The sequence below is a fragment of the Prochlorococcus marinus str. MIT 1013 genome, assembly GCF_027359395.1.
Classification (GTDB): Bacteria; Cyanobacteriota; Cyanobacteriia; order PCC-6307; family Cyanobiaceae; genus Prochlorococcus_B; species Prochlorococcus_B marinus_E.
This window is the reverse complement of record NZ_CP114778.1, coordinates 1,748,985-1,770,370: the sequence shown is the minus strand read 5'-3', so window position 1 is coordinate 1,770,370 and position 21,386 is coordinate 1,748,985. Positions and strand designations below refer to the sequence as shown.

Below are 21,386 nucleotides of genomic sequence, written 5' to 3'. Positions count from 1 at the left end.
TCTAGATATTTTATTTTTGTGAAATCTTAAAGGGTTTAACACCTTCCCAAGTTATGTGGTCCGAAAAGAAACCAAATGAGCATGGAACAACCTCTACACCCATAGATATTGCCTGTCTAAATAATTTTCCATATAAAGGATCTGCTAAATCAGAAGGTGCAAAAATTTCCATATCACTTCTACTTATGCAAGGAATCAATATCGCCCTTGAATTAGTACAAATACTCATTAGCTCCCTCAAATGTTTTTGACCTCTTGTGGTTACCGTATCCGGGAATAAAGCTAATGTTTTTTCACACCAAGTTGTATTTTTAACCTCTATATAAATATCTCTACTATCTGAGTTGTTTGTTTTTGGTTTAAGTAACAAATCAATTCGACTTTTACCCTCTAAACCATATTTAACTTCAGGCTTGATATTTGCAATTGAACCCAATTGCTTCTCTAAGCCATTCGCCTCAACCAAATTTCTAATCAATTTATTAGGTAAAGATGTATTAATACCAACCCAGCATCTTTTCAGCTCATTATGACTTGGCACCTCAGCTTGCTCCCAAGACCAATCTAATTTACGTTTAGGAGAAGGAGAGAACTTAAGTCTAACTCGACCACCAGGCCTCAAAACCCCTTTCATTGGTCCTGTATTTGCACAATGAGCAGTAACAATTTCACCATCAGCCAACTCAACATCAGCCAAAAATCTCTTATATCTTTTAATTAAGATTCCCTCTACAAGAGGGGGAAACTTAATAATGGTTTTCCCAATCTCAATCACTTAATTAACATCCAATTAAAACAAGAACTAAAAATATTCTAGAAAGATGAAAGCTCTCTTTTTTCAAACCTAACATGTCGAAATCATTCAAAGAAATTGCTTTCGTCGTAAGTTTAGGAACTTTATTAAGTAAACTTGGTGGGATGGCTAGGCAATTAGTTATTGCTGGTGCTTTCGGAATTAGTGCTGCATATGATGCATATAATTATGCTTATATTATACCTGGATTTTTCTTGGTTCTTCTTGGAGGTATTAATGGACCATTACATAACTCAATGGTTACACTATTAGCAGATAAAAATAAAATTGATAGTAGGTTATTTATAAGTTCAATCAATAATATTTTATCTCTAATACTATTAATAATAAGTTTTTTTATTTTCTTTTCATCCGATTTATTGATTAATTTAGTTGGACCCAGTTTAAACAATGAGATCAAAGAAATAGCATCTTCTCAATTAAAAATAATGTCTCCCATTATATTCTTATCTGGACTAATAGGCCTAGGTTTTGGATCTCTAAATGCAAAAAAAGAATTTTTAATCCCGTCTATATCTCCATTACTTTCAAGTCTAATAATTATAATTGCAGTATCAAACTTTTGGATAAATAAAGAAACTTCAGCTGATATATATGAATTAAACTTGAGGGGAGGAATTATTCTTGCAAAGGCAACATTTATAGGAGCTCTATCTCAATATTTAATTCAAATACCTTTTCTAATTAAAAAAGGAATATTTACTATAAGTTTTTCAATCCAAACAAAATATTCAGAATTAAAAAGAGCCTGGAGAATGATTGCCCCTGCTTCACTTTCTTCAGGAATGATGCAAATCAATGTTATTACTGATTTATTCTTTGCATCAAAAATAGTTGGAGCTGCAGCTGCTCTAAGTTACGCAAACTTTTTAGTTCAAGCTCCTCTTGGAATAATATCAAATTCTATTTTAATTCCATTATTACCAGTTTTTGTAAGCTTAAGAGCTCGAGAAAATCATTTAAAATTGATCAAGAAAATCCATCAAGGATTAATTATTTCCTCTTCTTCGATGGTATTTCTAGGTTCGATATTTATTTCACTATCTGCTCCAATAGTAATATTAATCTATGGCAGAGGTTCATTCAATGAAAATGCTATAGATGTTGTAAGTCAACTATTGATTGCATATGGAATAGGTATGCCTTTTTATCTATTAAGAGATCTATTAGTAAGAGTATTTTATGGTATTGAAGATTCAAAAACACCATTTAGAATATCAAGTATAGCAATATTATTAAATTTATTTTTTGACTGGTTTCTAATTGGAGGAACAAGTCCATGGGGGGAACTATCCCCAATCAACTTAGGAGTAAATGGTTTAGTATATTCAACTACATTTGTTAATTTATTTGCTTGCATACTTTTACTCTTAAAATTAAATAATAAACTAGAGAACCTGAAACTTTCAAAAATAGTATCACAAAACCTTAGAATTATATTAATTGGTTTAATTTCTGGTATTAGCTCATTTTTTATTTTTAAAATAACATACTTGCCCTATAGTTTCTTTAATTTATTATTTAAAATAATAATATCATCTGGAATTAGTCTTGTTATATTCTATTGTCTAGCAATTATTCTTAAAGTTGATGATATTAATAATTTAAATAAGTTTTTAAAAGAGAAATTTAATCATCTTTAAGAAAAACATCTTTTTCTGATCTAACTTTAAGTGGAATTTCTAAACAGTTCATTTCATCAGTTTTCACTCCACTGACTGAAAGAATTCTTGCTTCAATGCCAAACTCTTGAAAAGCTATTTCCATCTCTTTCATTAATTCCTTTTCAACCTGTGCTTCAGCATCAGCAACTTTCCCTATAAGTCTTTCTCCTAAGCGACCAATTCGCTTCCTTACAACTTCTCTGGCATTAGTCACCTGAATGATTAGCAAGAATAAGAAAGCAATTGATCAAATCTTATCTGCAATAGGGTTCTAAAATCTCCTCGAGGTCAAAAAATTGATTTGGTGGAATTAATTTTGATAATGGCAAAATCGTTTTACCTCCGCCAAGTTTTACTTGAATCGCTTCAAGAGCTTTTCTAGCTGAAACATTTGCACCTTGATCAAAGTTAGCCTGACATTCAATAGCCAAGTCCTTTGAAAGGCCCGCATCGCCCAGATAAAGGTTCCAATTTTCAACTTGAATAAATAATCTGTCAGCTATTGACACAGCTAGCTCATTAATTTGCGATGAATCGATAGAAGTGGACATAAAAACATAGTTTTTTCTATTATTAGTAACCTTAGATAGAGATTGATTACTTTCTCAAAATGCAAAAATTAATGGAAAAATAACTTTTTAAGTTTCACAATCGTATTTCAATCAATTTTTAAGGCATAGATACACACATATTTTCCTATTCTTTGGGTGTCAATCTGATATTGTTTTTTTATGCGCCTGTAGCTCAGCGGATTAGAGCATCTGACTACGGATCAGAGGGTCGGGAGTTCGAATCTCTCCAGGCGCGTTTAAAAAATATGTAAATCCATATATAACCAGAAAATAAGAGAAAGTTTTTTCTCATTAGACTAAACATATGCCTACTATCACATCATAAATAAAAGAATAAAGTGACTATTAAATCTTCTTTGATGGAATGTGATCCAAGTATTGCGAAATTAATAAACAATGAATTATCAAGACAAGAAACACATTTAGAACTAATTGCAAGTGAGAATTTCGCCTCAAAGGCTGTAATGGAAGCACAGGGCTCAGTCCTAACAAATAAATATGCTGAAGGTCTCCCCAATAAGCGCTATTACGGAGGATGTGAGCATATTGATGGAATTGAGCAATTAGCAATAGATAGAGCAAAAAACCTTTTTGGTGCCAACTGGGCAAATGTCCAACCACACAGCGGAGCTCAAGCTAACTTTGCAGTTTTTCTAAGCCTTCTTAAGCCTGGTGACAAAATCATGGGAATGGACCTATCTCATGGAGGTCACCTCACACATGGTTCACCTGTAAATGTCAGTGGCAAATGGTTTAAGACATGTCACTACGAAGTTGATAAAACGACCGAAATATTAGATATGGATGCAATCAGAAAAAAAGCGATTGAAAATCAGCCAAAACTAATTATTTGTGGATTCTCTGCGTATCCACGAAAAATTGACTTCCAGGCTTTTAGATCAATAGCTGATGAAGTAAATGCTTATTTATTGGCTGATATTGCTCACATTGCTGGTTTAGTGGCAAGTGGTCTTCACCCAAGTCCAATCCCATATTGTGATGTAGTTACAACAACCACTCACAAAACTCTTAGAGGGCCAAGGGGAGGACTAATTCTCTCAAAAAACGAAGAGCTTGGGAAAAAGCTTGATAAGGCTGTTTTTCCAGGCACCCAGGGAGGTCCTTTAGAACATGTAATAGCAGCCAAAGCCGTGGCATTCAAAGAAGCTTCTGAATCCGCATTCAAGCTCTACAGCCAAAGAGTACTCTCAAACGCAAAAGTTCTTTCCAATCAACTTCAAAAAAGAGGCATTTCTATTGTCAGTAAAGGGACTGATAATCACATAGTTCTTCTTGACCTTAGAAGTATTGGTATGACAGGTAAAGTTGCTGATCAGTTAGTTAGTGATATCAAGATAACCGCAAACAAAAATACTGTACCTTTTGACCCCGAATCACCATTTGTTACTAGTGGGCTAAGGCTAGGTTCCGCAGCTCTTACAACTAGGGGGTTTAATGAACAAGCCTTTGAGGATGTTGGGAATATCATTGCAGATAGATTGCTTAACCCTAATGATGAAAAAATAAAGGAAAAATCAATCAGGAAAGTATCTGAACTTTGCAATAAGTTTCCTTTATACAGTGAAAACATTTAAAGAAGCCAGTATTAACAATAAAAATCAATTTGGAGCAGAGATCTTATGCATTGGTAGCGAAATACTGCTAGGAAATATTGTTAATACTAATTCTCAATGGATAGCTGAACAATTAGCAATTTTAGGTATTCCACATTTCAGACAAACGGTTATCGGAGATAACTCTGACAGATTAAAAGAAGCAATACTTGAGGCATCTAATCGATCTGAAATTTTAATAACAACTGGTGGGCTTGGACCGACACCTGATGATATCACAACGAAGGTAATTGCTGATACTTTTAATACACCATTAGAAGAAAGAAATGATATTTTGATTGATTTGAAAAATAAATTAAGAAATAAGGATAGTAAATTATCTGAAAGTCAAAAGAAACAATCCTTAGTACCAAAAGGGTCTAAAATCATAAAAAATTACTCAGGTACAGCACCAGGTATCATATGGAGTCCAAAGAATGATTTTACAATTCTTACTTTCCCTGGAGTTCCTAGTGAATTAAAAGAAATGTGGATAAATCAAGCAGCAAAATGGTTAATTAATAATAATTTTTCAAAAAAAATAATCTCTAGTAAAGTCTTGCATTTTACGGGTATAAGTGAATCATCATTAGCAGACAAAATTACACATTTACTGAAAGAAAAAAACCCTACTGTTGCAACTTATGCAAGCACTGGAGAAGTAAAGGTACGAATCACAGCAAAAGGAGATAATTCAGAAGAAACTAATAAATTGATACAACCCATTGAAAAAGAAATAACTCAAATCACTGGATTAAAATGCTTTGGTGTAGATAATGAAACTCTTGAAGAATTAGTATTTAAATTATTACTGAAAAGAAAAGAAACTATTGCTGTTGCAGAATCATGCACTGGAGGCGGGATAGGTTCTAAACTTACAAAAATCCCTGGATCCTCAAAAATTTTTTATGGAGGTGTCATCGCGTATAACAATTCAATCAAGGAAAGAATATTAGGTGTGCCTGAGGAAATAATTAATACCTATGGTGCAGTCTCAAAACCAGTAGTTGAATCAATGGCGCAAGGTGTTCAAAAAAAATTTAAAGTTAACTGGGCTATATCTGTCAGTGGAATTGCAGGGCCGAATGGAGGAAGCAAATTAAAACCAGTTGGACTAGTCAATTTTTGTATTAAGAGTCCAAAAACCCTTATCTCGTGGGAAGAAAGATTTGGATCTAATAAGACAAGAGAAGATATTCAAAAATTAAGCGTTTTAAATGCTCTTGATAGATTACGTTTATCTATACTCATGGAAAGCTGAGTCCTAATTATTGGATTTGAAAGTTGAGTTCTGGAACCCTCTACGACAAAGTTTGGAACTTCCATCAGGTAAAAAAACTACCTGGTGGATCAACGCAACTTTTTGTTGGTCTTCATTTGATTCACGAAGTCACAAGCCCTCAAGCTTTTTCGGCTCTTAATGAAAAAAATCTTGAAGTCAAATTCCCTAATCTAACAGTTGCAACGGTTGATCATATAGTTCCAACACTTAACCAGCAGCGTCCATTCAGTGATCCTCTCGCAGAGGAAATGCTGGCTACTTTAGAAAAAAACTGCAAATTTCATGGAATAAAATTTCACGGAATTGGAAGCCATTCTCAAGGAGTAGTTCATGTTATGGCTCCAGAATTAGGATTAACCCAGCCTGGGATGACAGTGGCTTGCGGAGATTCACATACTTCAACCCATGGAGCATTTGGAGCGATTGCATTCGGAATTGGAACAAGTCAAGTGCGAGATGTTTTAGCTAGCCAAAGTTTGGCAATGAAAAAATTAAAAGTAAGAAGGATATGGGTAGATGGTTCATTGCAAAAGGGAGTTTATGCAAAAGACCTTATTCTTCATATCATTCGTCTTCTTGGAGTCAAAGGTGGAGTTGGATTTGCCTATGAATTTGCTGGTCCTGCAATAAAAGAACTTTCAATGGAAGGAAGAATGACCATATGCAACATGGCTATTGAGGGAGGTGCAAGATGTGGATATATCAATCCAGATGAAACTACTTTTGAATATCTTAAAGGCAAAGAATTTTCTCCCAAAGATCAAGAATGGGATAAAGCTATTAATTGGTGGAAAAGTTTGGTGAGTGATTCAGAAGCGAAATTCGATGATGAGATTCAATTGGATGGATCATCTATAGAACCCACAGTTACTTGGGGTATAACTCCTGGTCAAGGCATTTCAATCAAAGAGAAAATTCCAAATCCTGAGAAACTTCCAGAAAATGAGCAACAAATAGCTAAAGATGCTTGCAAATATATGAATCTAGAACCTGAACAACCCATAGAAGGAACATCAATTGATGTTTGCTTTATAGGAAGCTGTACAAATGGAAGATTAAGTGATCTCCAAGAGGCATCTAAAGTTGTTGAAGGTCACAGAGTCGCTACTGGAATTAGAGCATTTGTTGTACCTGGTTCCCAAAAGGTTTCTAAGGAGGCCAAGCGAAAAGGAATAGATAAGATATTCCTTACGGCAGGGTTCGAATGGAGAGAGCCCGGTTGCTCAATGTGCCTAGCCATGAATCAAGACAAATTAGAAGGAAGACAAATAAGTGCTAGCTCAAGCAATAGAAATTTCAAAGGCAGGCAAGGTTCTGCTAGTGGAAGAACCCTATTGATGAGTCCAGCCATGGTTGCTGCTGCTGCAATAAATGGGAAGGTTACTGATGTAAGAAAATTACTCCAAGAGTAAAACTACAAACAAATTTTTTATCGATGAAACAGGATTTTCCAAAAGGTGAAATCAAATCAATTAAGGCAAGAAGCTTGGTAATTAAAGGCGATGATATCGATACTGACAGAATTATTCCTGCAAGGTTTCTCAAATGTGTGAGTTTTTCCTCATTAGGAGAACAAGTGTTCGCAGATGACAGAGAAGAACTCAAAGGGAATCACCCATTTGATCTCGAGCAAAATAAAGGAGCCAATATTCTTGTTGTTAATGATAATTTTGGCTGCGGTTCAAGTCGCGAACATGCACCACAAGCTCTTATGAGATGGGGAATAAGATTAATTATAGGAGAGAGTTTCGCTGAAATTTTTTTTGGTAATTGTCTTGCACTTGGGATACCTTGCATGACGTCTTCAAAACAAGAAATCACTAAATTACAAAACCGAATTAATCAAAACTCCAATGAAATTTGGGATTTTAATCTTCAGGGACTTTCAATTTCTAATCAAAAAGAAATTTTTAAACTCGATCTTGAAGAAGGAGCTTATAAAATGCTTTTATCAGGAAAATGGGATGCGACTTCACAATTATTAGATGAAGAGGACAGAATCAAGGATACATTCAGAAAACTACCTTATCTGAATAATTTTCAATAAAAAATCTAAAAAGCTGCTTTTACAGAATTATCAAAATCAAATCCATTTATACGAAAATATAATCCACCTCCATAAGTATCGGGAAGATAATAAATTCCAAACTCATATGCTCTTTTTTGCCATAAAATTCCTAACTTAGTATCATAATATTCACCATATTTTTCTGAATTATTATCGATATTTAAGTTAGAAAAAATATCAAAGATTATTGGACCATATATTTGTTGCATTAAACTGAAATTAAGTGTTTTCAAATCAATTGCATTATCAAACTTAAATGGACTATTCCCAGATTTAATTTTTACACCTGGCATAACAGAGAGTTTTGTATAATCAAGAAAATTATTTTGTAATTCCCCTAATCTAATTTCGGGACCAAAACTAAACTTAATAAAGCCCTGATCACTATCATCTTCATATTTAAAATAGGCTGCATTTATATTAGTTCTGAAAACTAATTCGGGGTTTATCAAAACAGGAGATAAAGGCATTTCTTTCTTTTGATCAAGATTGTTTTTATTGCCCTTCCATATCTGATATTCACTATCTAAAGAAGAAAAAATACTAGCTCGCCAAAGATTAACCATGTCACTATTTTCAAGTTTTTCTGCTTCGTATTTAGCGGTTCCTAATCGTATGTTTAAGTTGTTTATTACCTCACCAGCTTTAAAATTATGAGACTTTTCAATATATCCACCATATGCATTCTTTATCTCAGTCTCTCCAATAGTTCCATTCCAAGCTCTAGATCTATAATTAGTGAAAATATTAAAATTTATATCATCCAAAACAGGCATTTTAAAATACTTTCTAAAAGAAGACGTGTGCCTCAGTCCACTAAAAATCCTATTTGTATTTAGTGTGCTTAAATCATTCTCACTATCAAATATCCAATCATTATAATTTGCATTTAGTTTTAAATTCATACCTAATAAATCAGAAAAATGAATAGATTTTCTATCATTATTTTTTTTATTTTTATAACTATTTGTTTTTCCTAAAATAGCTCTATTAATTAAAAATTGAGGCTGTAAGTTTAGTTTAAGATTTTTATTAATTCTTGTAGTATTGCTTCTTCTAATTAAAACTAATCCATCACGATCTTTAGCATCTAAAATCAAATCAAATTTGTTTCTCTTTTTATTCTTAGCTCCAAATATTCTTTTACCTAAGAAAATTTTAGTTCTACCCTCAAAAATCAGATTGGTTTGAGAAGAAGTAATAACTAATTCATCATCATCTTCTTCTGCAATAACATCTATTCCTTCAAAAGTAATCTGATGGGGATCGAATGGATCATTTGTAAAATTAATTTTATTAGATTTCCAACCATTTTGCTGAATATTTATTAAGTCAGATTTAAATCTCCAACTATTAATTGAACCTTTTGATTTATTAGATCTCGTGATTTTATTTTGCGGTAGTTTAATATTTCCAAAAACAAATTCAATACCATCATCATAAGCATTTTCTCCATCTAAATTTAATTTATTAATAGATCTATTTTTCTCTAAAAATTCTCCTGAATTTGAATGAATCCTCAAATCATCTAATACATTCTTAATATCTAATATCCCAAATGCATCTTTAATAAATCCTTCTTTATTTAATAAATTAAATTGAAATTCTTTACCTCTAAGATATTGGCGTCCCTTATTGAATCTAATATTTCCCTGAGCAGATAAAATACCTGTTGATTTTTCATATTTTAGAAAGTCAGATCTTAATACTCCCCCATTTACAATAGCCTTAACATTACCCTCGGCTAGATAAATATTCTGATCAATGTCATATTGTTGATCAGAAAAAATCTTTAAAGTTAAAAATATATTTTCTACTTTTGATTTTTCTATAGGTAATTTTTTAGAGCTATTAATTAAAGTACCAACAGAAAAGTCATAAAGTTTTGATTTTTCTAAATTTCCAAAAGAATTCTCCTTGCCAACAGCAATATCAAATAAAGACAAAAAACTAGCAAACCCTAGAAATCCAAGGTTTATAAGAAAAAAGAATTTTTCTTTCGCCGCCAAATGAGTTAAGCAACGAAAAGATAATACCTAATAAAGCAATTACATGAACTTGTTTAGTCCAGTAATTAGCGTGTCATTTTTAGTCCTGAGGGCTTTCCAAATCCTTTCTATTTGGTGTCCTTGTTGGATCACTTGCCAAGAAACCAAATAAAAAGATCCCGACAAAGAAAAAGACGACCGTATAGACGGAAATCTTGAGGGCAAGCATGAATAGGAACCAACTAATATGAGCTTAAACCTATCCTATTAAGTCGATAACTCCAATCAAAAAAACAAAGGTGTTACAGACTTTTGGAAATTGGATAAATTCTAATCACTAGGGAAAGCTAGAAAAGTCAATAAAACCGGCGGATTTTTATGGGAAGATCAATATTTATTCAAATTGGAATTCAAAAAAATCTCTAACTTTTCTTTTTTTTATTAAATTTTCCAAGTTTTTCAACTTATTTCAGAACATATTTCTCAAATATCATTTTTTTTAGGACATTCCATCACAAGTTTCTACAGTCTCTTCTCCTTTGGGACAACTTCTCATACAATATCTTGACTCATACAAATCTGAGCTAGAGAAACGACATGGGACAAAAAACAGCACTTGGATCTTTGCTGAAATCTATTGGCAATTCTGGACAAGGAAAGGTGGTTCCTGGTTGGGGGGCTGTGCCAGTAATGGCTTTTATAGGAGCCTTACTATTAGTTTTCCTAGTTATTATGCTCCAAATTTATAACCAGTCACTCTTATTACAAGGCTTTTCAGTCGACTGGAACGGCTGAATTGATTAAATTCTGAGTAGTAGAGATTCGCCCATGAATATTTTTGGGGTAGGTTTGCCCGAAATAGCAGTTATTGCTGCATTAGCACTTGTTATTTTCGGTCCAAAACGTCTTCCCGAACTTGGGCGAACTATTGGAAAAACTCTTAAAGGTCTTCAAAGCGCCTCTAATGAGTTCGAGCGTGAAATAAAAAATGCCATGACAGAAGACGAGTCTTCAAATGAAAACAATGTAGACAAAGAAAATTAATTACTCCAAAACTAATTAGATATATCTCAACTATTAGAATAAAAAAGGTTTATATGTTGTCTCATGACTTGAAATTACTAGTTGGATTAGGCAATCCTGGGGCTGATTACAGTAAAACTCGTCACAATGTTGGGTTTATGGTGTTAGAGGAAATTGCTAGTCAAAATAATTGCAGCTTTCGTGAAAGCAAGAAACTCTTTGGAAAAACTTGCGAATATGGATCAGGTATTAATAAGACTAGGCTTTTAATGCCTAACACTTATATGAATGAGAGTGGGAAATCAGTTCGATCAGCAAAGGATTGGTTTAATTTAGATAATCACCAATTAATAGTCTTAGTAGATGATATGGATCTACCGCTAGGAAAAATAAGAGTACGCTCTAAAGGAAGTTCAGGAGGTCATAATGGATTAAAAAGCATTATCAATCATCTTGGATCTACTGAGTTTAAGAGATTAAAAATTGGGATAGGTCCGCCTAGTGAAATTCAAAAAGAGAGGAAATCTAAAACTGTTTCGCACGTTTTAGGTAGATTTTCAAAAGAAGAATTTACAATATTAAAGTTCATCATTGAGGAAATCATTAGTTCTATTGATTCAATTACATCTAATAATTGGGACAAGATAACCACTCGACTAAATTCTTTTAAGCCTCAAAATATATAACTTTAGAAAAATGAATAGCAAACCATCCACTACTGCATATCTTAAGATTCACAAGCAGTGCTTTAATCAAAAAAAAGTTGAAGGTGTAGTCCGAGCAGGAGATTTTGAATGGAATTTTATTTGGGCCTTTCATCATGGACAACTTTTTGTAGAACCTCCACTAGGTAGAGCGTTAATAAAAGATGCTTTAGAGCGTTATTTAGTAAAAGCGGATTATAAACTTGAATCTGGTGGAGATTACATTTTCACAGTTAGGGCCAAATTTTAATATTTACTTTTTCAGGCCAAATAAATGTATATTTCAAACAATCTTCTAATAAAATTAATGCGACAATTGCATCAAGATTATCAGGAGGAAAAAGAATTTCTTTTGGAAGCCAACGAATACAATAATTTGGAGGCCAGATTTCCCAATATCTAAACCTAGCCCTTAAGGTTGATCCCCTTTCATTAACATATTTGAGGTTAACGATTTTTTTTTGTTTTAATTCATTTTCTATATACCTGCAATTCGTTCCATCACCAATGATTATTTTTTTAATCAGGTATTGTTCATTCCAAAATGAAACTAGATCAGAGAAATTATTTAATGAAGATATTCCTGCCTCAATAACTTTTCCAGATTTAATATCAGCCAATAACAAGCCGCATTTTTTATTTCCAGGATCTATAGATATATAAAAACTCATTTAGTTTTGTTTATTAAATTGTTTTCTAAAGATTTTAATTCTAATGATATTGAGACTTTATCTGCACTTTGACTATTATCAAGCGCCCTAGCAATAATTTGAAAATCTCCATATTTTCTCTTAACTAGATATTTACCTAAACTATTAATTTGATTAGCATTAATTTTCAACTCAGAACTTAATGATCCTCTTCTCCTAACCTCAGCTAAAGTTGAAGCAAGTAAAAGATTAATCTTTTTACTAATTGATTCAGAATCAGACTTTGATAAATATATATTCTCTAGGGCAATAATTTCTCCTTGTCTTGTTATTATTTTATTTAAGGTGACTTCGGGAAATGCATAAACATAATTTTCGCCTCTAAGTATATTTCCTGCTGATTTAATACTCACCACCCAACTTCTATTATCAGCTATTTTACTTTCAAGCTTCTCAATATCATCTTTCCGAACTAATAATATTCTTCTATATTTCGATTGATTTGTTTTTACTAAGTTAAAAGCATAAAAATTTGCTTGCTGCAATAAACTTTCTATAATTTTTTTTATATCGTTATTTTTATTTATTTTAATAGTATTAGTTGCTAAAGTTTGACCACTACTTATTACTACATTTCCACTTCTTAGAGCATATAAATTTTTTTCTAATTTTTTTAATTCTTTTTCACTTTCTGTAATCTTCTCCCGAATATCCTCTAATTGGAATAATCCAATCCTTAAATCCCTATCAAATACAACCATAGTTGCAAATGAAATAGCACTAATAATACTCCCAGTAAAAACAGTTATTAAAATAGCTGTACTTTTTGGCCTTAATTTAAAAATACTTAAACGCGCTTTACCAACTCTGCTGCCTAAACGATCTCCCAAAGTAGAAAGTATTCCACCTAGGATTAATAGTAATAGAATTTTAAGCCAGGCTGTCACAGAAAGAAAGAAGAAGAATTAATCAAACCTCCTAAACCTTAGTATGTAATGGCCTTCAATTAAATCTTTTTGCTAATGCAATCGGATCAAATATAGTTATTTTTTTCCTATCTATTGCCAATAATGAGGAACTTTTTAACTCACCAAGTAGTCTTGTAATAGTTACCCTGGTTGAACCTATTGCTTCAGCGATCGCTTGATGAGAAAGTCTTAAGTCAATTGTTACTCCTTTTTCTCCTGGTACGCCAAAGTCCCTACACAGAACAAGCAAGAAGCTTGCGAGTCTAGAGGACATATCTCTATGAGTTAAGGTTTCGATCATCGTCTCAGTTTGAAGTACTCGACTTGATAAACCTTGGAGTAGTAGTAATCCAACAGAAGCATCTTGCTCAATTGCATTCCTTACTGAAGTAGCTGGCGCAGCAACAAGTTCAACACGAGTAAAGGCTACAGCATGATAAAAACGATCTGACCTATGTCCTGTTAATAAAGATAAAACTCCAAAAAGACTATTTTCTCTCAACAAAGCGACTGTAATTTCTTCACCTGTTTCATAAACCCTACTCAATCGGACTGCACCTCGCCTTATCAAGTAAACCCTTTCAGCGGGATCACCAGGGAAAAAAATAGTTTTTGACCTATCTACTATTTCAGTAGACACCCCCTCAAGAGATTTAATTACCTCCAAGAGAGTCTTGTTTGTCGGCAAAGAAGATGAAGAATTACCACCCATCTGGTTATTCTTTTGTTGGTTGAAACGAGTAAAGCCACGATACGAAGTGACCATATTTAATTTATTGTTCAGAGAAGATTAATAAGTTGGTAAAAAACGATATGTAGCCATGGCGACTTTTTTCAAGCTAAGTCTCCAATTCGAGCCTGAACTTACTCACAAGTCTATATTTACAAGGCTCTAAAATAAAAATCACTCAAAAAAAGTATCAAGAAATACATTTAAAATTTTCCTTGATCAGATTTTGAAGACTTATAAAAATTTAGATACCCAATGATTCTCATTTGATACACCACAGATAGTGTTGATTTTGTTGATTAGAATTTTTATACCGCTAGATTAATCAAAAGACATCCTGATAAAAATTGAGATGAATGCACGAATCAGCATTAATGCTCAACAGAGGGGGTCATCACCTTTGACGGAGACTTCTCTTAGGCCTACCCCCCTTAGGAAGCCTCTACAACTAGTTGCGACACAAGGTCAAGTCCAAATCCACACTTCTACTTTTAGAGGTAGTTTTTCTATTGTTCTTAGTGAAGCTTTACGATCTGCAGGATTGGGAAGCAAAGTTTTAATATCTCAATTCTTGAGAGGTGGTGTCAATCAAGGACCAAATGGAGCAATTAATCTTTGTGGAAGACTGGAATGGTTAAGGCCAGCTATTGAAACTTGCATACCTGAACAATTATCGGAAGGGAATTTGTCTCTAAGAAGAAAATACGAAGAAAAAGCCATTAAAGAATTATGGGACTTTTGTAAAACGCGTTTAATTGAAAAAAAATTAGATAAAATTGTTCTTGATGAAATAGGAATGGCTATTAGCCTTGGTTTGATTGAAGAAAATGATTTGATTTCGATGATTAATAATCGACCATCATCCACAGATATTATTCTTACAGGACCAGCAATCCCACCTAAAGTAATGGAAATGGCTGATCAAATTACTGAATTACGCTGCAATTAAATGCTAAAAAACGATCGTTGGATTTCAGAGCAGGCTTCTTTAGGAATGCTTGAACCTTTTCAAGAAAAACTAATACGACATCTTGAACCGGAATCACAAAAATCACCTGTTTTAAGCTTTGGTTGCTCCTCATATGGATATGATTTGCGTCTTTCACCGAAAGAATTTTTGATATTTAAACATGTCCCCGGAACAGTAATGAATCCAAAAAAATTTAATCCTGCCAATTTAGAATCCACAGATTTAAAAGAAGATGAGGATGGTAAGTTTTTTATTTTACCTGCTCACTCTTACGGACTTGGTGTGGCATTAGAAAAAATGAAAGTTCCTCCCAATATTACGGTTATTTGCCTTGGGAAAAGCACATACGCCCGCTTAGGAATAATAGTAAATACAACTCCTGCAGAAGCAAGCTGGGAAGGTCATCTAACCCTTGAATTCAGTAACAGCTCTGGAGCAGATTGCAGGATTTATGCTGATGAAGGAATTTGTCAATTACTTTTCTTTGAAGGTGATCCTTGTGAGACTACTTATAGTGATAGGAAAGGTAAATATCAATACCAAAAAGAAAGAGTAACTTTAGCAAAAGTTTAAATATGAGTCTTGTTCAATTCATAACTTCTACACCAGATGCTGAAAAAAGCATGGCATACATTGCTAGAGTAAGTAATCCAAAAAATCAAGATAATGATGACTTCACAAAATTAATAGGATATTGCATAAAGAATGAACATTGGAGTGTATTTGAGCAAGCTTATATGACTTTACAAATAGAAACTACTCGAGGAATTGCTGCACAAATATTAAGGCATCGTTCATTTACTTTCCAGGAATTCTCTCAACGTTATGCGGATAGTAGGCAATTAGGAGAAATACCTATACCTGAATTAAGAAGACAAGATAATAAAAATAGACAAAATTCCATCTCAGACTTATCAGAAGAAGTTGTTAATCAATTCAACAAAAAAATTGCACGTCAATTCAATCTAAATAAAGAACTTTATGAAGAAATGCTAGAAGCTGGAATTGCTAAAGAATGTGCGAGATTTGTACTTCCACTTGCTACACCTACCAGAATTTACATGACAGGGTCATGTCGCTCCTGGATTCACTACATAAAGCTAAGAACTGGACACGGGACACAAAAAGAGCATATGGATATTGCACAAGAATGCAAAAATATTTTTTCAAAAGAATATCCTGTTGTTTCATCCGCTTTGAATTGGCTAAACTAGCCATGTCCTCTAGGTTCTTCAGATTTAATATTATTAAAACTCAATTGTTTAGAATTATTACCTGAAATTAAATAAGTTGAATTTGATAGATTAGTAAAATAAGGTAATTCTAAATTACTAATTAAAGCAATAAATATTTCATTTAACTCACTATATTTTCTAACTCCAATTGCAGAACCCTTAAATTCACCTTTAGCATCGAAAAAAATCAACTTAGGGATACCATTTACATCATATTTCTCAATCAAATCAAACCAGCGAGAATTATCAACATTAAGTAAAACTACATCTACTTTATTATAATTTTGTTTTTTAATATTCACCATGTAAGGAGCCATTTCCTTGCAGGCTTCACACCAATCTGCATAAAATTCAATCACTGTAGGCCTTCCATTTGACAAAGCTTTTTCTGGTTCAAGGGAGTTTTTTGCTAATTGGTCAAGCATTGCATTAGATTTAAACTCACCTCGAAAAAAAAATAACCCCATAACCAAAAAGATACTAAGAAAAACTAGAAAGATTTTCTGAAGAGAACTAAGGTCATTATCTACTTTTGAGTTATTAGTCATCAGAAATAATTATTTATACTAATAATATACAAAAATTTTAATTTAAAAGCATATTATAGGAGTAATAATAAATTAACTTAATTTATGAATAATGAACTATTTCTAATATACATTGCCCTGTAAATTTTTAAATTTTTCTTAAGAGCAAATAATTCCCTATCTGTATATGCATCATACGGATTCTTATTAATCAACTTAAATCCATCTAAATCTTTTCTATCAAAGTAATTACTATGATCAATAACATTAGTCATAGATTCTATAAGTTGAAATATATCACTTTGAATGAATAGCTCGCCATCCTTACCCATAAATCTTGCAATTGAGTTTAAAAGACTTATTTTCAACACTCTCCTTTTGAAGTGTTTTCTTTTAAACCATGGGTCTGGGAATTGAATTGTAACTCTTTTTAGTTGACCATAATCTAAATCTGATAACCACTCATGTAAGCTTACGTTAACATTGCAAAATAGAAACTTTAAATTATTCAATTCTAATTTTTTTCTTTTCCTTTCAGATGCACTAACAAGAGATTCTCTTATCTCAAGACCAACAAAATTCCACTTAGGGTATTTTGATGCTAATTCAATTAAGAATTCACCTTTTGCAGATCCAATATCTATATGAATTGGATAATGAGAATTACTAAAAAGAATAGACTTACTTGGAAGTGATAAAGGTCGCTGAAAAAATTGGCTTAGAGGATTTACATGCTGTCTCACAAAAATAAACCTAATATTAATTAAATCAGATTATTATATTAGCAAGTTAATTCAAATTTTTAAAAGAAAGTATAAACAAGAGAAAAAATTATAAATTTTTTTTAATGGATTATATTTTTTATTTTGTTATTATGGGCTAATAATTATTAATAAATCTATGGAAGAAAATCAATTAATCGCTTAAGGGCTTCTTCAAATGTGGAGAAAACTCTTTAATAATTAAGAATAACCATAAAAAGAATACCTTAAGGTTGATAATACATATGAATGAGATTTTTTTCTTGACTGAACCTCAATTTCAAATTCTAGTATGGCTCTCATATCGAATTGCTGCTACTTTCGCATTTGGACTCCCATTATTTCTATTAATTTGGGCTAAAATTTCCAATTCAAGCGCCATTGATCGTCTTTTATCAATCTACTGGAAAGTTTCTAGTCTATACGCGATAAACCTTTTATTCCTTAGTGGTGAGAGTCAATTAGGTCAATCAATTTCGTTCATTGCACCCACAATTATGGTGGGGTCTATCTGGTTTTGGGTTGATCTCAATGAAGAAATTGATGAAATGCCTATTTATAAACCAATTTCATTAACCACAAGAATTTGGCGATGGACTTTGTCGTTTTGGGCCATACTAAATACTGGACTTCATATATTTAGTTGGAGGTGCTTGAATTCAGTCGATAGGAACTATTGCGATGCTTGGAGAGAAATTCCATATAATTCATTTAATACAACAAAAGTAATTATAAAATTTGTTTTAGATGGTAATTGGACTACAGGAATCGCTACATTTTTTGCATATTCAGCTCTGATATTATATTTAATAGGTTTACTTCAATGGTTGATTATTCAATTTCCAAAGAATGGAAGATTCGCCGGTAAATTTTAATAATAATAACTTTAATATTACATTTTAATTAATATTCAAATAGCTAAAACTATTTTTTCGCACCTTTTACAAATATTTGGATATTGTTCATTATTGCTCATTTCAATTTCATAATGCCAGCATCTTTCACACTTAAATCCTTTAGCTTTTGCAATATCCACTGAAGCAAGATCATGATCCTCACTAACTAAAACTTCAGCCCAAGGCTCACCACCAATTTGTAAAGATGAAACTAGAAACCAATCTCTTAAAACATCAACATTATTGGATTCACTTTGAGCTAACCATTCAATAGCAGCTTGAACTTTTTCATCAGAGATATCAATCCTTACTGATGCTTCCAAAGAAGAACCTAACTCTTGCTTATTTCTACAACTCTCTAACATACGATTAAGAACTGATCTGAGTTTACGGAGTTCAATAACATGGCAATTAAAACTACTATTTCGCCATGATTTAGGTGCATTAGGCCATCCTCTTTGAAATACTGAGGCTTCCTCTAAGCTATATGGAATATTCTGCCAAATATCTTCTGCCATATGACACAAAACAGGTGCAATCAGGCCAGATATTTTCTCAATCACCAAGGATAAAACTGTCTGACAACTTCTTCTTCTAAAGTCAGATTTAGAACTGACATACAACCTGTCTTTTGCAATATCTAAGTAAAAATTAGAGAGATCAACTACACAAAAATTCTGAATTGTTTGAAAAAACTTCGAAAATTCAAAACCAGAGTATGCTTCAGTTATCTCATCGATTACTTCAGCTGTTCTATTCAACATCCATTTATCTAACAATGGTAAATTAGAAATATCAATGGAATCATTTTTATAATCAAAATCATAGAGGTTGCCTAATAGATATCTAGACGTGTTGCGAACCTTACGATAAACATCAGAAATTTGCTTAAGTATATTTGATCCAATAGGAACATCTGCAGAGTAATCAACAGAACTAACCCAAAGTCTCAAAACATCAGCTCCATACGCAGGATCTAATTTTTTATTGGAACCACCATTAATTATAACTAAAGGATCAATAATATTTCCTAAAGATTTACTCATTTTCCTACCATTCTCATCTAATGCAAAACCATGTGTAAGGACCTTTTTAAAAGGTGCATGTTCATTGACTGCTACAGAGGTTAACAAAGAGGACTGAAACCAACCCCGATGTTGATCAGATCCCTCCAAATATAAATCTGCTGGATAATTTAAATTTTCTTTCTTAAAAATAACTGAAGACCAACTAGAGCCAGAGTCAAACCAAACATCCATAGTATCAGTACCTTTTTGCCATCGATCTGCCTCATTTAAATAAGAAGAAGGTAATAGCTGTGATACATCATATTCCCACCAAATATCTGATCCATGAATAGAAAATAAATCAACTATATGAGAAATAGTTTCTTTATTGAGCAGAATTTCTTGCCCATTCTTTTCATAAAATACTGGTATTGGAAGTCCCCAAGTCCTTTGTCGCGAAATACACCAATCTCCTCTTTCTCTAACCATAGAATTAATTCTATTTTTTCCAGATTCAGGAAGCCAAATAACACCTTCTATTGCAGTAAGAGCTTTATCTCTAAATCCTTGAATTGAAGCGAACCATTGTTCTGTAGCTCTAAAAATAGTTGGTTTTTTAGTTCTCCAATCATAAGGATACTTATGCTCATAGGGAACTTCTTTAAGCAAAGATCCAGTATGAATCAAATCATTTATTATGACATTATTAGCATCTTTTAATACATTTAAACCTTCAAATTTTCCAGCTTCCTTAGTCAGAAAACCTTTTGAATCAACTGTACAAGAAATTGGTAACTTATGTTTTTTACCCGTGTTAAAATCATCAACACCATGGCCTGGAGCAGTATGTACTAATCCAGTTCCTGAATCAGTTGTAATATAATCTCCTCCTAAAATAACAGGACTTCTTTTATTAAATAAAGGGTGTTTATATATAATTCCATTTAATGTTGATCCTTTGATTAATACTCTTTTTTCATAATTAATTCCTACAGTTTCAGAAACTTCTTCCAAAAGATCTTTAGCCATAATTATTAACGAGCTATCAGAACTTTGTGCAATTACATAGTCTAATTTTTGGTTAACAGAAATAGCCTCGTTTGCAGGAATCGTCCAAGGCGTGGTAGTCCAAATAACAAGCTTAACTTCTTTTAATTTACCTTCAGAATTAAATAGATCTGGAGCTTGCTTAGAAATTTCTTGAGTTAATATTTTTGGTATTTGATCAACTTTAAATCCTACATAAATACTTTTGCTAATATGACCAGAGGGATATTCTAACTCCGCCTCGGCCAGAGCAGTTTGAGAACTTGGACTCCAATGAACTGGTTTTAGACCTCGATATATGTATCCTCTAAATACCATTTCACCAAACAATTTGATCTGAGAGGCTTCAAACTTTTTGTCTAAACTTAAATATGGTTGTTCCCAATCACCCCATATTCCCCATCTTTTAAAACCATCCATTTGTTGGGAAACTTGTTTTTTTGCATAAGCAGCTGCTTTTTTTCTCAACTTAATAGGGGTTAATTCAGCTCGTTGAGTTTTATCCATAGCTTGAAGAACTTTCAATTCAATAGGCAATCCATGGCAATCCCATCCAGGGACATAACAAACTTTTTTCCCTTTCATTGTTTGATATTTATTGATTATGTCCTTCAATACTTTGTTGAGAGCATGCCCCATATGAAGAGTCCCATTCGCATATGGAGGGCCATCATGCAAAGTAAAAGTCTCTCCAGAATTGTTTAAGCCTAATTCGAAATCTATCTTTTTATCGCTCCAAAAAGCTTGCAACTCAGGTTCTCTTTGAGTTGCATTTGCCCTCATCCCAAAATTAGTCTGCAAAAGGTTGAGAGTGTCTTTGTAAGTTGGAAGATCCTTTTGAGAATCTTTATTGACATTATTCACTTT

At 32.7% G+C, this 21,386-nt stretch carries 24 protein-coding genes and 1 tRNA gene; 14 read left to right on the top strand and 11 right to left on the bottom strand.

What is annotated here, in order from left to right; translation table 11 throughout:
- Positions 1–10: 10 nt before the first annotated feature.
- Entirely contained in the window at positions 11–775 is a 765-nt protein-coding gene (sfsA, locus tag O5633_RS10030) for a DNA/RNA nuclease SfsA (RefSeq protein WP_269609568.1), read from the bottom strand.
- A gap of 74 nt (positions 776–849) precedes the next feature.
- Here sfsA and murJ point away from each other — a divergent pair, with 74 nt between their 5' ends.
- On the top strand, positions 850–2,457 hold the full coding sequence (gene murJ / locus O5633_RS10025; protein ID WP_269609567.1) for a murein biosynthesis integral membrane protein MurJ: 1,608 nt from the start codon (positions 850–852) through the stop codon (positions 2,455–2,457).
- On the opposite strand, the gene O5633_RS10020 is transcribed toward murJ, so the two are convergent.
- Positions 2,444–2,692, bottom strand: coding sequence for a cytochrome-c oxidase (locus tag O5633_RS10020; protein ID WP_269609566.1), 249 nt, complete (start codon positions 2,690–2,692; stop codon positions 2,444–2,446). The genes murJ and O5633_RS10020 overlap by 14 nt on opposite strands.
- Positions 2,693–2,732: 40 nt before the next feature.
- Positions 2,733–3,029 (bottom strand): DUF3181 family protein, encoded by a 297-nt coding sequence (locus O5633_RS10015; RefSeq protein WP_269609564.1) that lies wholly within the window; start codon positions 3,027–3,029, stop codon positions 2,733–2,735.
- A gap of 182 nt (positions 3,030–3,211) precedes the next feature.
- Between O5633_RS10015 and O5633_RS10010 the strand changes: the two genes are divergently transcribed.
- From O5633_RS10010 to O5633_RS09990, 5 genes are all read left to right on the top strand, one after another.
- A tRNA-Arg gene (locus O5633_RS10010) sits at positions 3,212–3,285 on the top strand.
- Between the two features lie 124 nt (positions 3,286–3,409).
- The gene (gene glyA / locus O5633_RS10005) at positions 3,410–4,645 is read left to right on the top strand and encodes a serine hydroxymethyltransferase (RefSeq protein ID WP_269611352.1); all 1,236 of its coding nucleotides are present in this window, start codon (positions 3,410–3,412) and stop codon (positions 4,643–4,645) included.
- On the top strand, positions 4,632–5,924 hold the full coding sequence (locus O5633_RS10000; protein WP_269609563.1) for a competence/damage-inducible protein A: 1,293 nt from the start codon (positions 4,632–4,634) through the stop codon (positions 5,922–5,924). Before glyA ends, O5633_RS10000 begins: the two co-directional genes overlap by 14 nt.
- 23 nt (positions 5,925–5,947) lie before the next feature.
- Positions 5,948–7,357, top strand: coding sequence for a 3-isopropylmalate dehydratase large subunit (leuC, locus tag O5633_RS09995; protein ID WP_269609562.1), 1,410 nt, complete (start codon positions 5,948–5,950; stop codon positions 7,355–7,357).
- Between the two features lie 23 nt (positions 7,358–7,380).
- On the top strand, positions 7,381–7,992 hold the full coding sequence (locus O5633_RS09990) for a 3-isopropylmalate dehydratase small subunit (RefSeq protein ID WP_269609561.1): 612 nt from the start codon (positions 7,381–7,383) through the stop codon (positions 7,990–7,992).
- Between the two features lie 5 nt (positions 7,993–7,997).
- On the opposite strand, the gene O5633_RS09985 is transcribed toward O5633_RS09990, so the two are convergent.
- Together O5633_RS09985 and O5633_RS09980 are read right to left on the bottom strand one after the other, a co-directional pair.
- Positions 7,998–9,959 (bottom strand): DUF3769 domain-containing protein, encoded by a 1,962-nt coding sequence (locus tag O5633_RS09985; protein WP_269609560.1) that lies wholly within the window; start codon positions 9,957–9,959, stop codon positions 7,998–8,000.
- Positions 9,960–10,101: 142 nt separating this feature from the next.
- On the bottom strand, positions 10,102–10,230 hold the full coding sequence (locus tag O5633_RS09980; protein WP_011294252.1) for a photosystem II reaction center protein I: 129 nt from the start codon (positions 10,228–10,230) through the stop codon (positions 10,102–10,104).
- A gap of 368 nt (positions 10,231–10,598) precedes the next feature.
- On the opposite strand from O5633_RS09980, the gene psbH reads away from it, so the two are divergent.
- From psbH to O5633_RS09960, 4 genes are read left to right on the top strand one after another with little or no spacing between them, the layout of a single operon-like run.
- A complete protein-coding gene (gene psbH, locus O5633_RS09975) occupies positions 10,599–10,796 on the top strand; it encodes a photosystem II reaction center phosphoprotein PsbH (protein ID WP_269609559.1) in 198 nt (65 codons plus the stop codon).
- A 33-nt stretch (positions 10,797–10,829) separates the two neighbouring features.
- A complete protein-coding gene (locus O5633_RS09970) occupies positions 10,830–11,045 on the top strand; it encodes a TatA/E family twin arginine-targeting protein translocase (protein WP_269609558.1) in 216 nt (71 codons plus the stop codon).
- Between the two features lie 53 nt (positions 11,046–11,098).
- Complete coding sequence (pth, locus tag O5633_RS09965) at positions 11,099–11,710, top strand: aminoacyl-tRNA hydrolase (protein ID WP_269609557.1); 612 nt, start codon at positions 11,099–11,101, stop codon at positions 11,708–11,710.
- Between the two features lie 10 nt (positions 11,711–11,720).
- Positions 11,721–11,978 (top strand): DUF3146 family protein, encoded by a 258-nt coding sequence (locus O5633_RS09960; RefSeq protein ID WP_269609556.1) that lies wholly within the window; start codon positions 11,721–11,723, stop codon positions 11,976–11,978.
- On the opposite strand, the gene O5633_RS09955 is transcribed toward O5633_RS09960, so the two are convergent.
- The 3 genes from O5633_RS09955 to ntcA are packed head-to-tail and all read right to left on the bottom strand — an operon-like array spanning position 11,962 to position 14,112.
- Positions 11,962–12,399, bottom strand: a complete 438-nt coding sequence (locus O5633_RS09955; RefSeq protein ID WP_269609554.1) for a hypothetical protein — start codon at positions 12,397–12,399, stop codon at positions 11,962–11,964. The genes O5633_RS09960 and O5633_RS09955 overlap by 17 nt on opposite strands.
- A complete protein-coding gene (locus O5633_RS09950) occupies positions 12,396–13,325 on the bottom strand; it encodes a DUF3084 domain-containing protein (protein WP_269609553.1) in 930 nt (309 codons plus the stop codon). Before O5633_RS09950 ends, O5633_RS09955 begins: the two co-directional genes overlap by 4 nt.
- Positions 13,326–13,380: 55 nt before the next feature.
- Positions 13,381–14,112, bottom strand: a complete 732-nt coding sequence (ntcA, locus tag O5633_RS09945; RefSeq protein ID WP_269609552.1) for a global nitrogen regulator NtcA — start codon at positions 14,110–14,112, stop codon at positions 13,381–13,383.
- A gap of 316 nt (positions 14,113–14,428) precedes the next feature.
- On the opposite strand from ntcA, the gene O5633_RS09940 reads away from it, so the two are divergent.
- From O5633_RS09940 to thyX, 3 genes are read left to right on the top strand one after another with little or no spacing between them, the layout of a single operon-like run.
- The gene (locus O5633_RS09940) at positions 14,429–15,025 is read left to right on the top strand and encodes a cob(I)yrinic acid a,c-diamide adenosyltransferase (protein WP_269609551.1); all 597 of its coding nucleotides are present in this window, start codon (positions 14,429–14,431) and stop codon (positions 15,023–15,025) included.
- A complete protein-coding gene (dcd, locus tag O5633_RS09935) occupies positions 15,026–15,619 on the top strand; it encodes a dCTP deaminase (RefSeq protein WP_269609550.1) in 594 nt (197 codons plus the stop codon). It abuts the gene before it with no gap.
- A 2-nt stretch (positions 15,620–15,621) separates the two neighbouring features.
- Positions 15,622–16,260, top strand: a complete 639-nt coding sequence (gene thyX / locus O5633_RS09930) for an FAD-dependent thymidylate synthase (RefSeq protein ID WP_269609549.1) — start codon at positions 15,622–15,624, stop codon at positions 16,258–16,260.
- Here thyX and O5633_RS09925 read toward each other — a convergent pair.
- Positions 16,257–16,829, bottom strand: coding sequence for a thioredoxin domain-containing protein (locus tag O5633_RS09925; protein ID WP_269609548.1), 573 nt, complete (start codon positions 16,827–16,829; stop codon positions 16,257–16,259). The genes thyX and O5633_RS09925 overlap by 4 nt on opposite strands.
- A 77-nt stretch (positions 16,830–16,906) precedes the next feature.
- On the bottom strand, positions 16,907–17,551 hold the full coding sequence (gene trmB / locus O5633_RS09920; RefSeq protein ID WP_269609547.1) for a tRNA (guanosine(46)-N7)-methyltransferase TrmB: 645 nt from the start codon (positions 17,549–17,551) through the stop codon (positions 16,907–16,909).
- A gap of 263 nt (positions 17,552–17,814) precedes the next feature.
- Here trmB and O5633_RS09915 point away from each other — a divergent pair, with 263 nt between their 5' ends.
- Positions 17,815–18,444, top strand: a complete 630-nt coding sequence (locus O5633_RS09915; RefSeq protein WP_269609546.1) for a DUF3177 family protein — start codon at positions 17,815–17,817, stop codon at positions 18,442–18,444.
- Positions 18,445–18,479: 35 nt separating this feature from the next.
- On the opposite strand, the gene ileS is transcribed toward O5633_RS09915, so the two are convergent.
- The gene (ileS, locus tag O5633_RS09910; RefSeq protein WP_269609545.1) at positions 18,480–21,383 is read right to left on the bottom strand and encodes an isoleucine--tRNA ligase; all 2,904 of its coding nucleotides are present in this window, start codon (positions 21,381–21,383) and stop codon (positions 18,480–18,482) included.
- Positions 21,384–21,386: the final 3 nt, after the last annotated feature.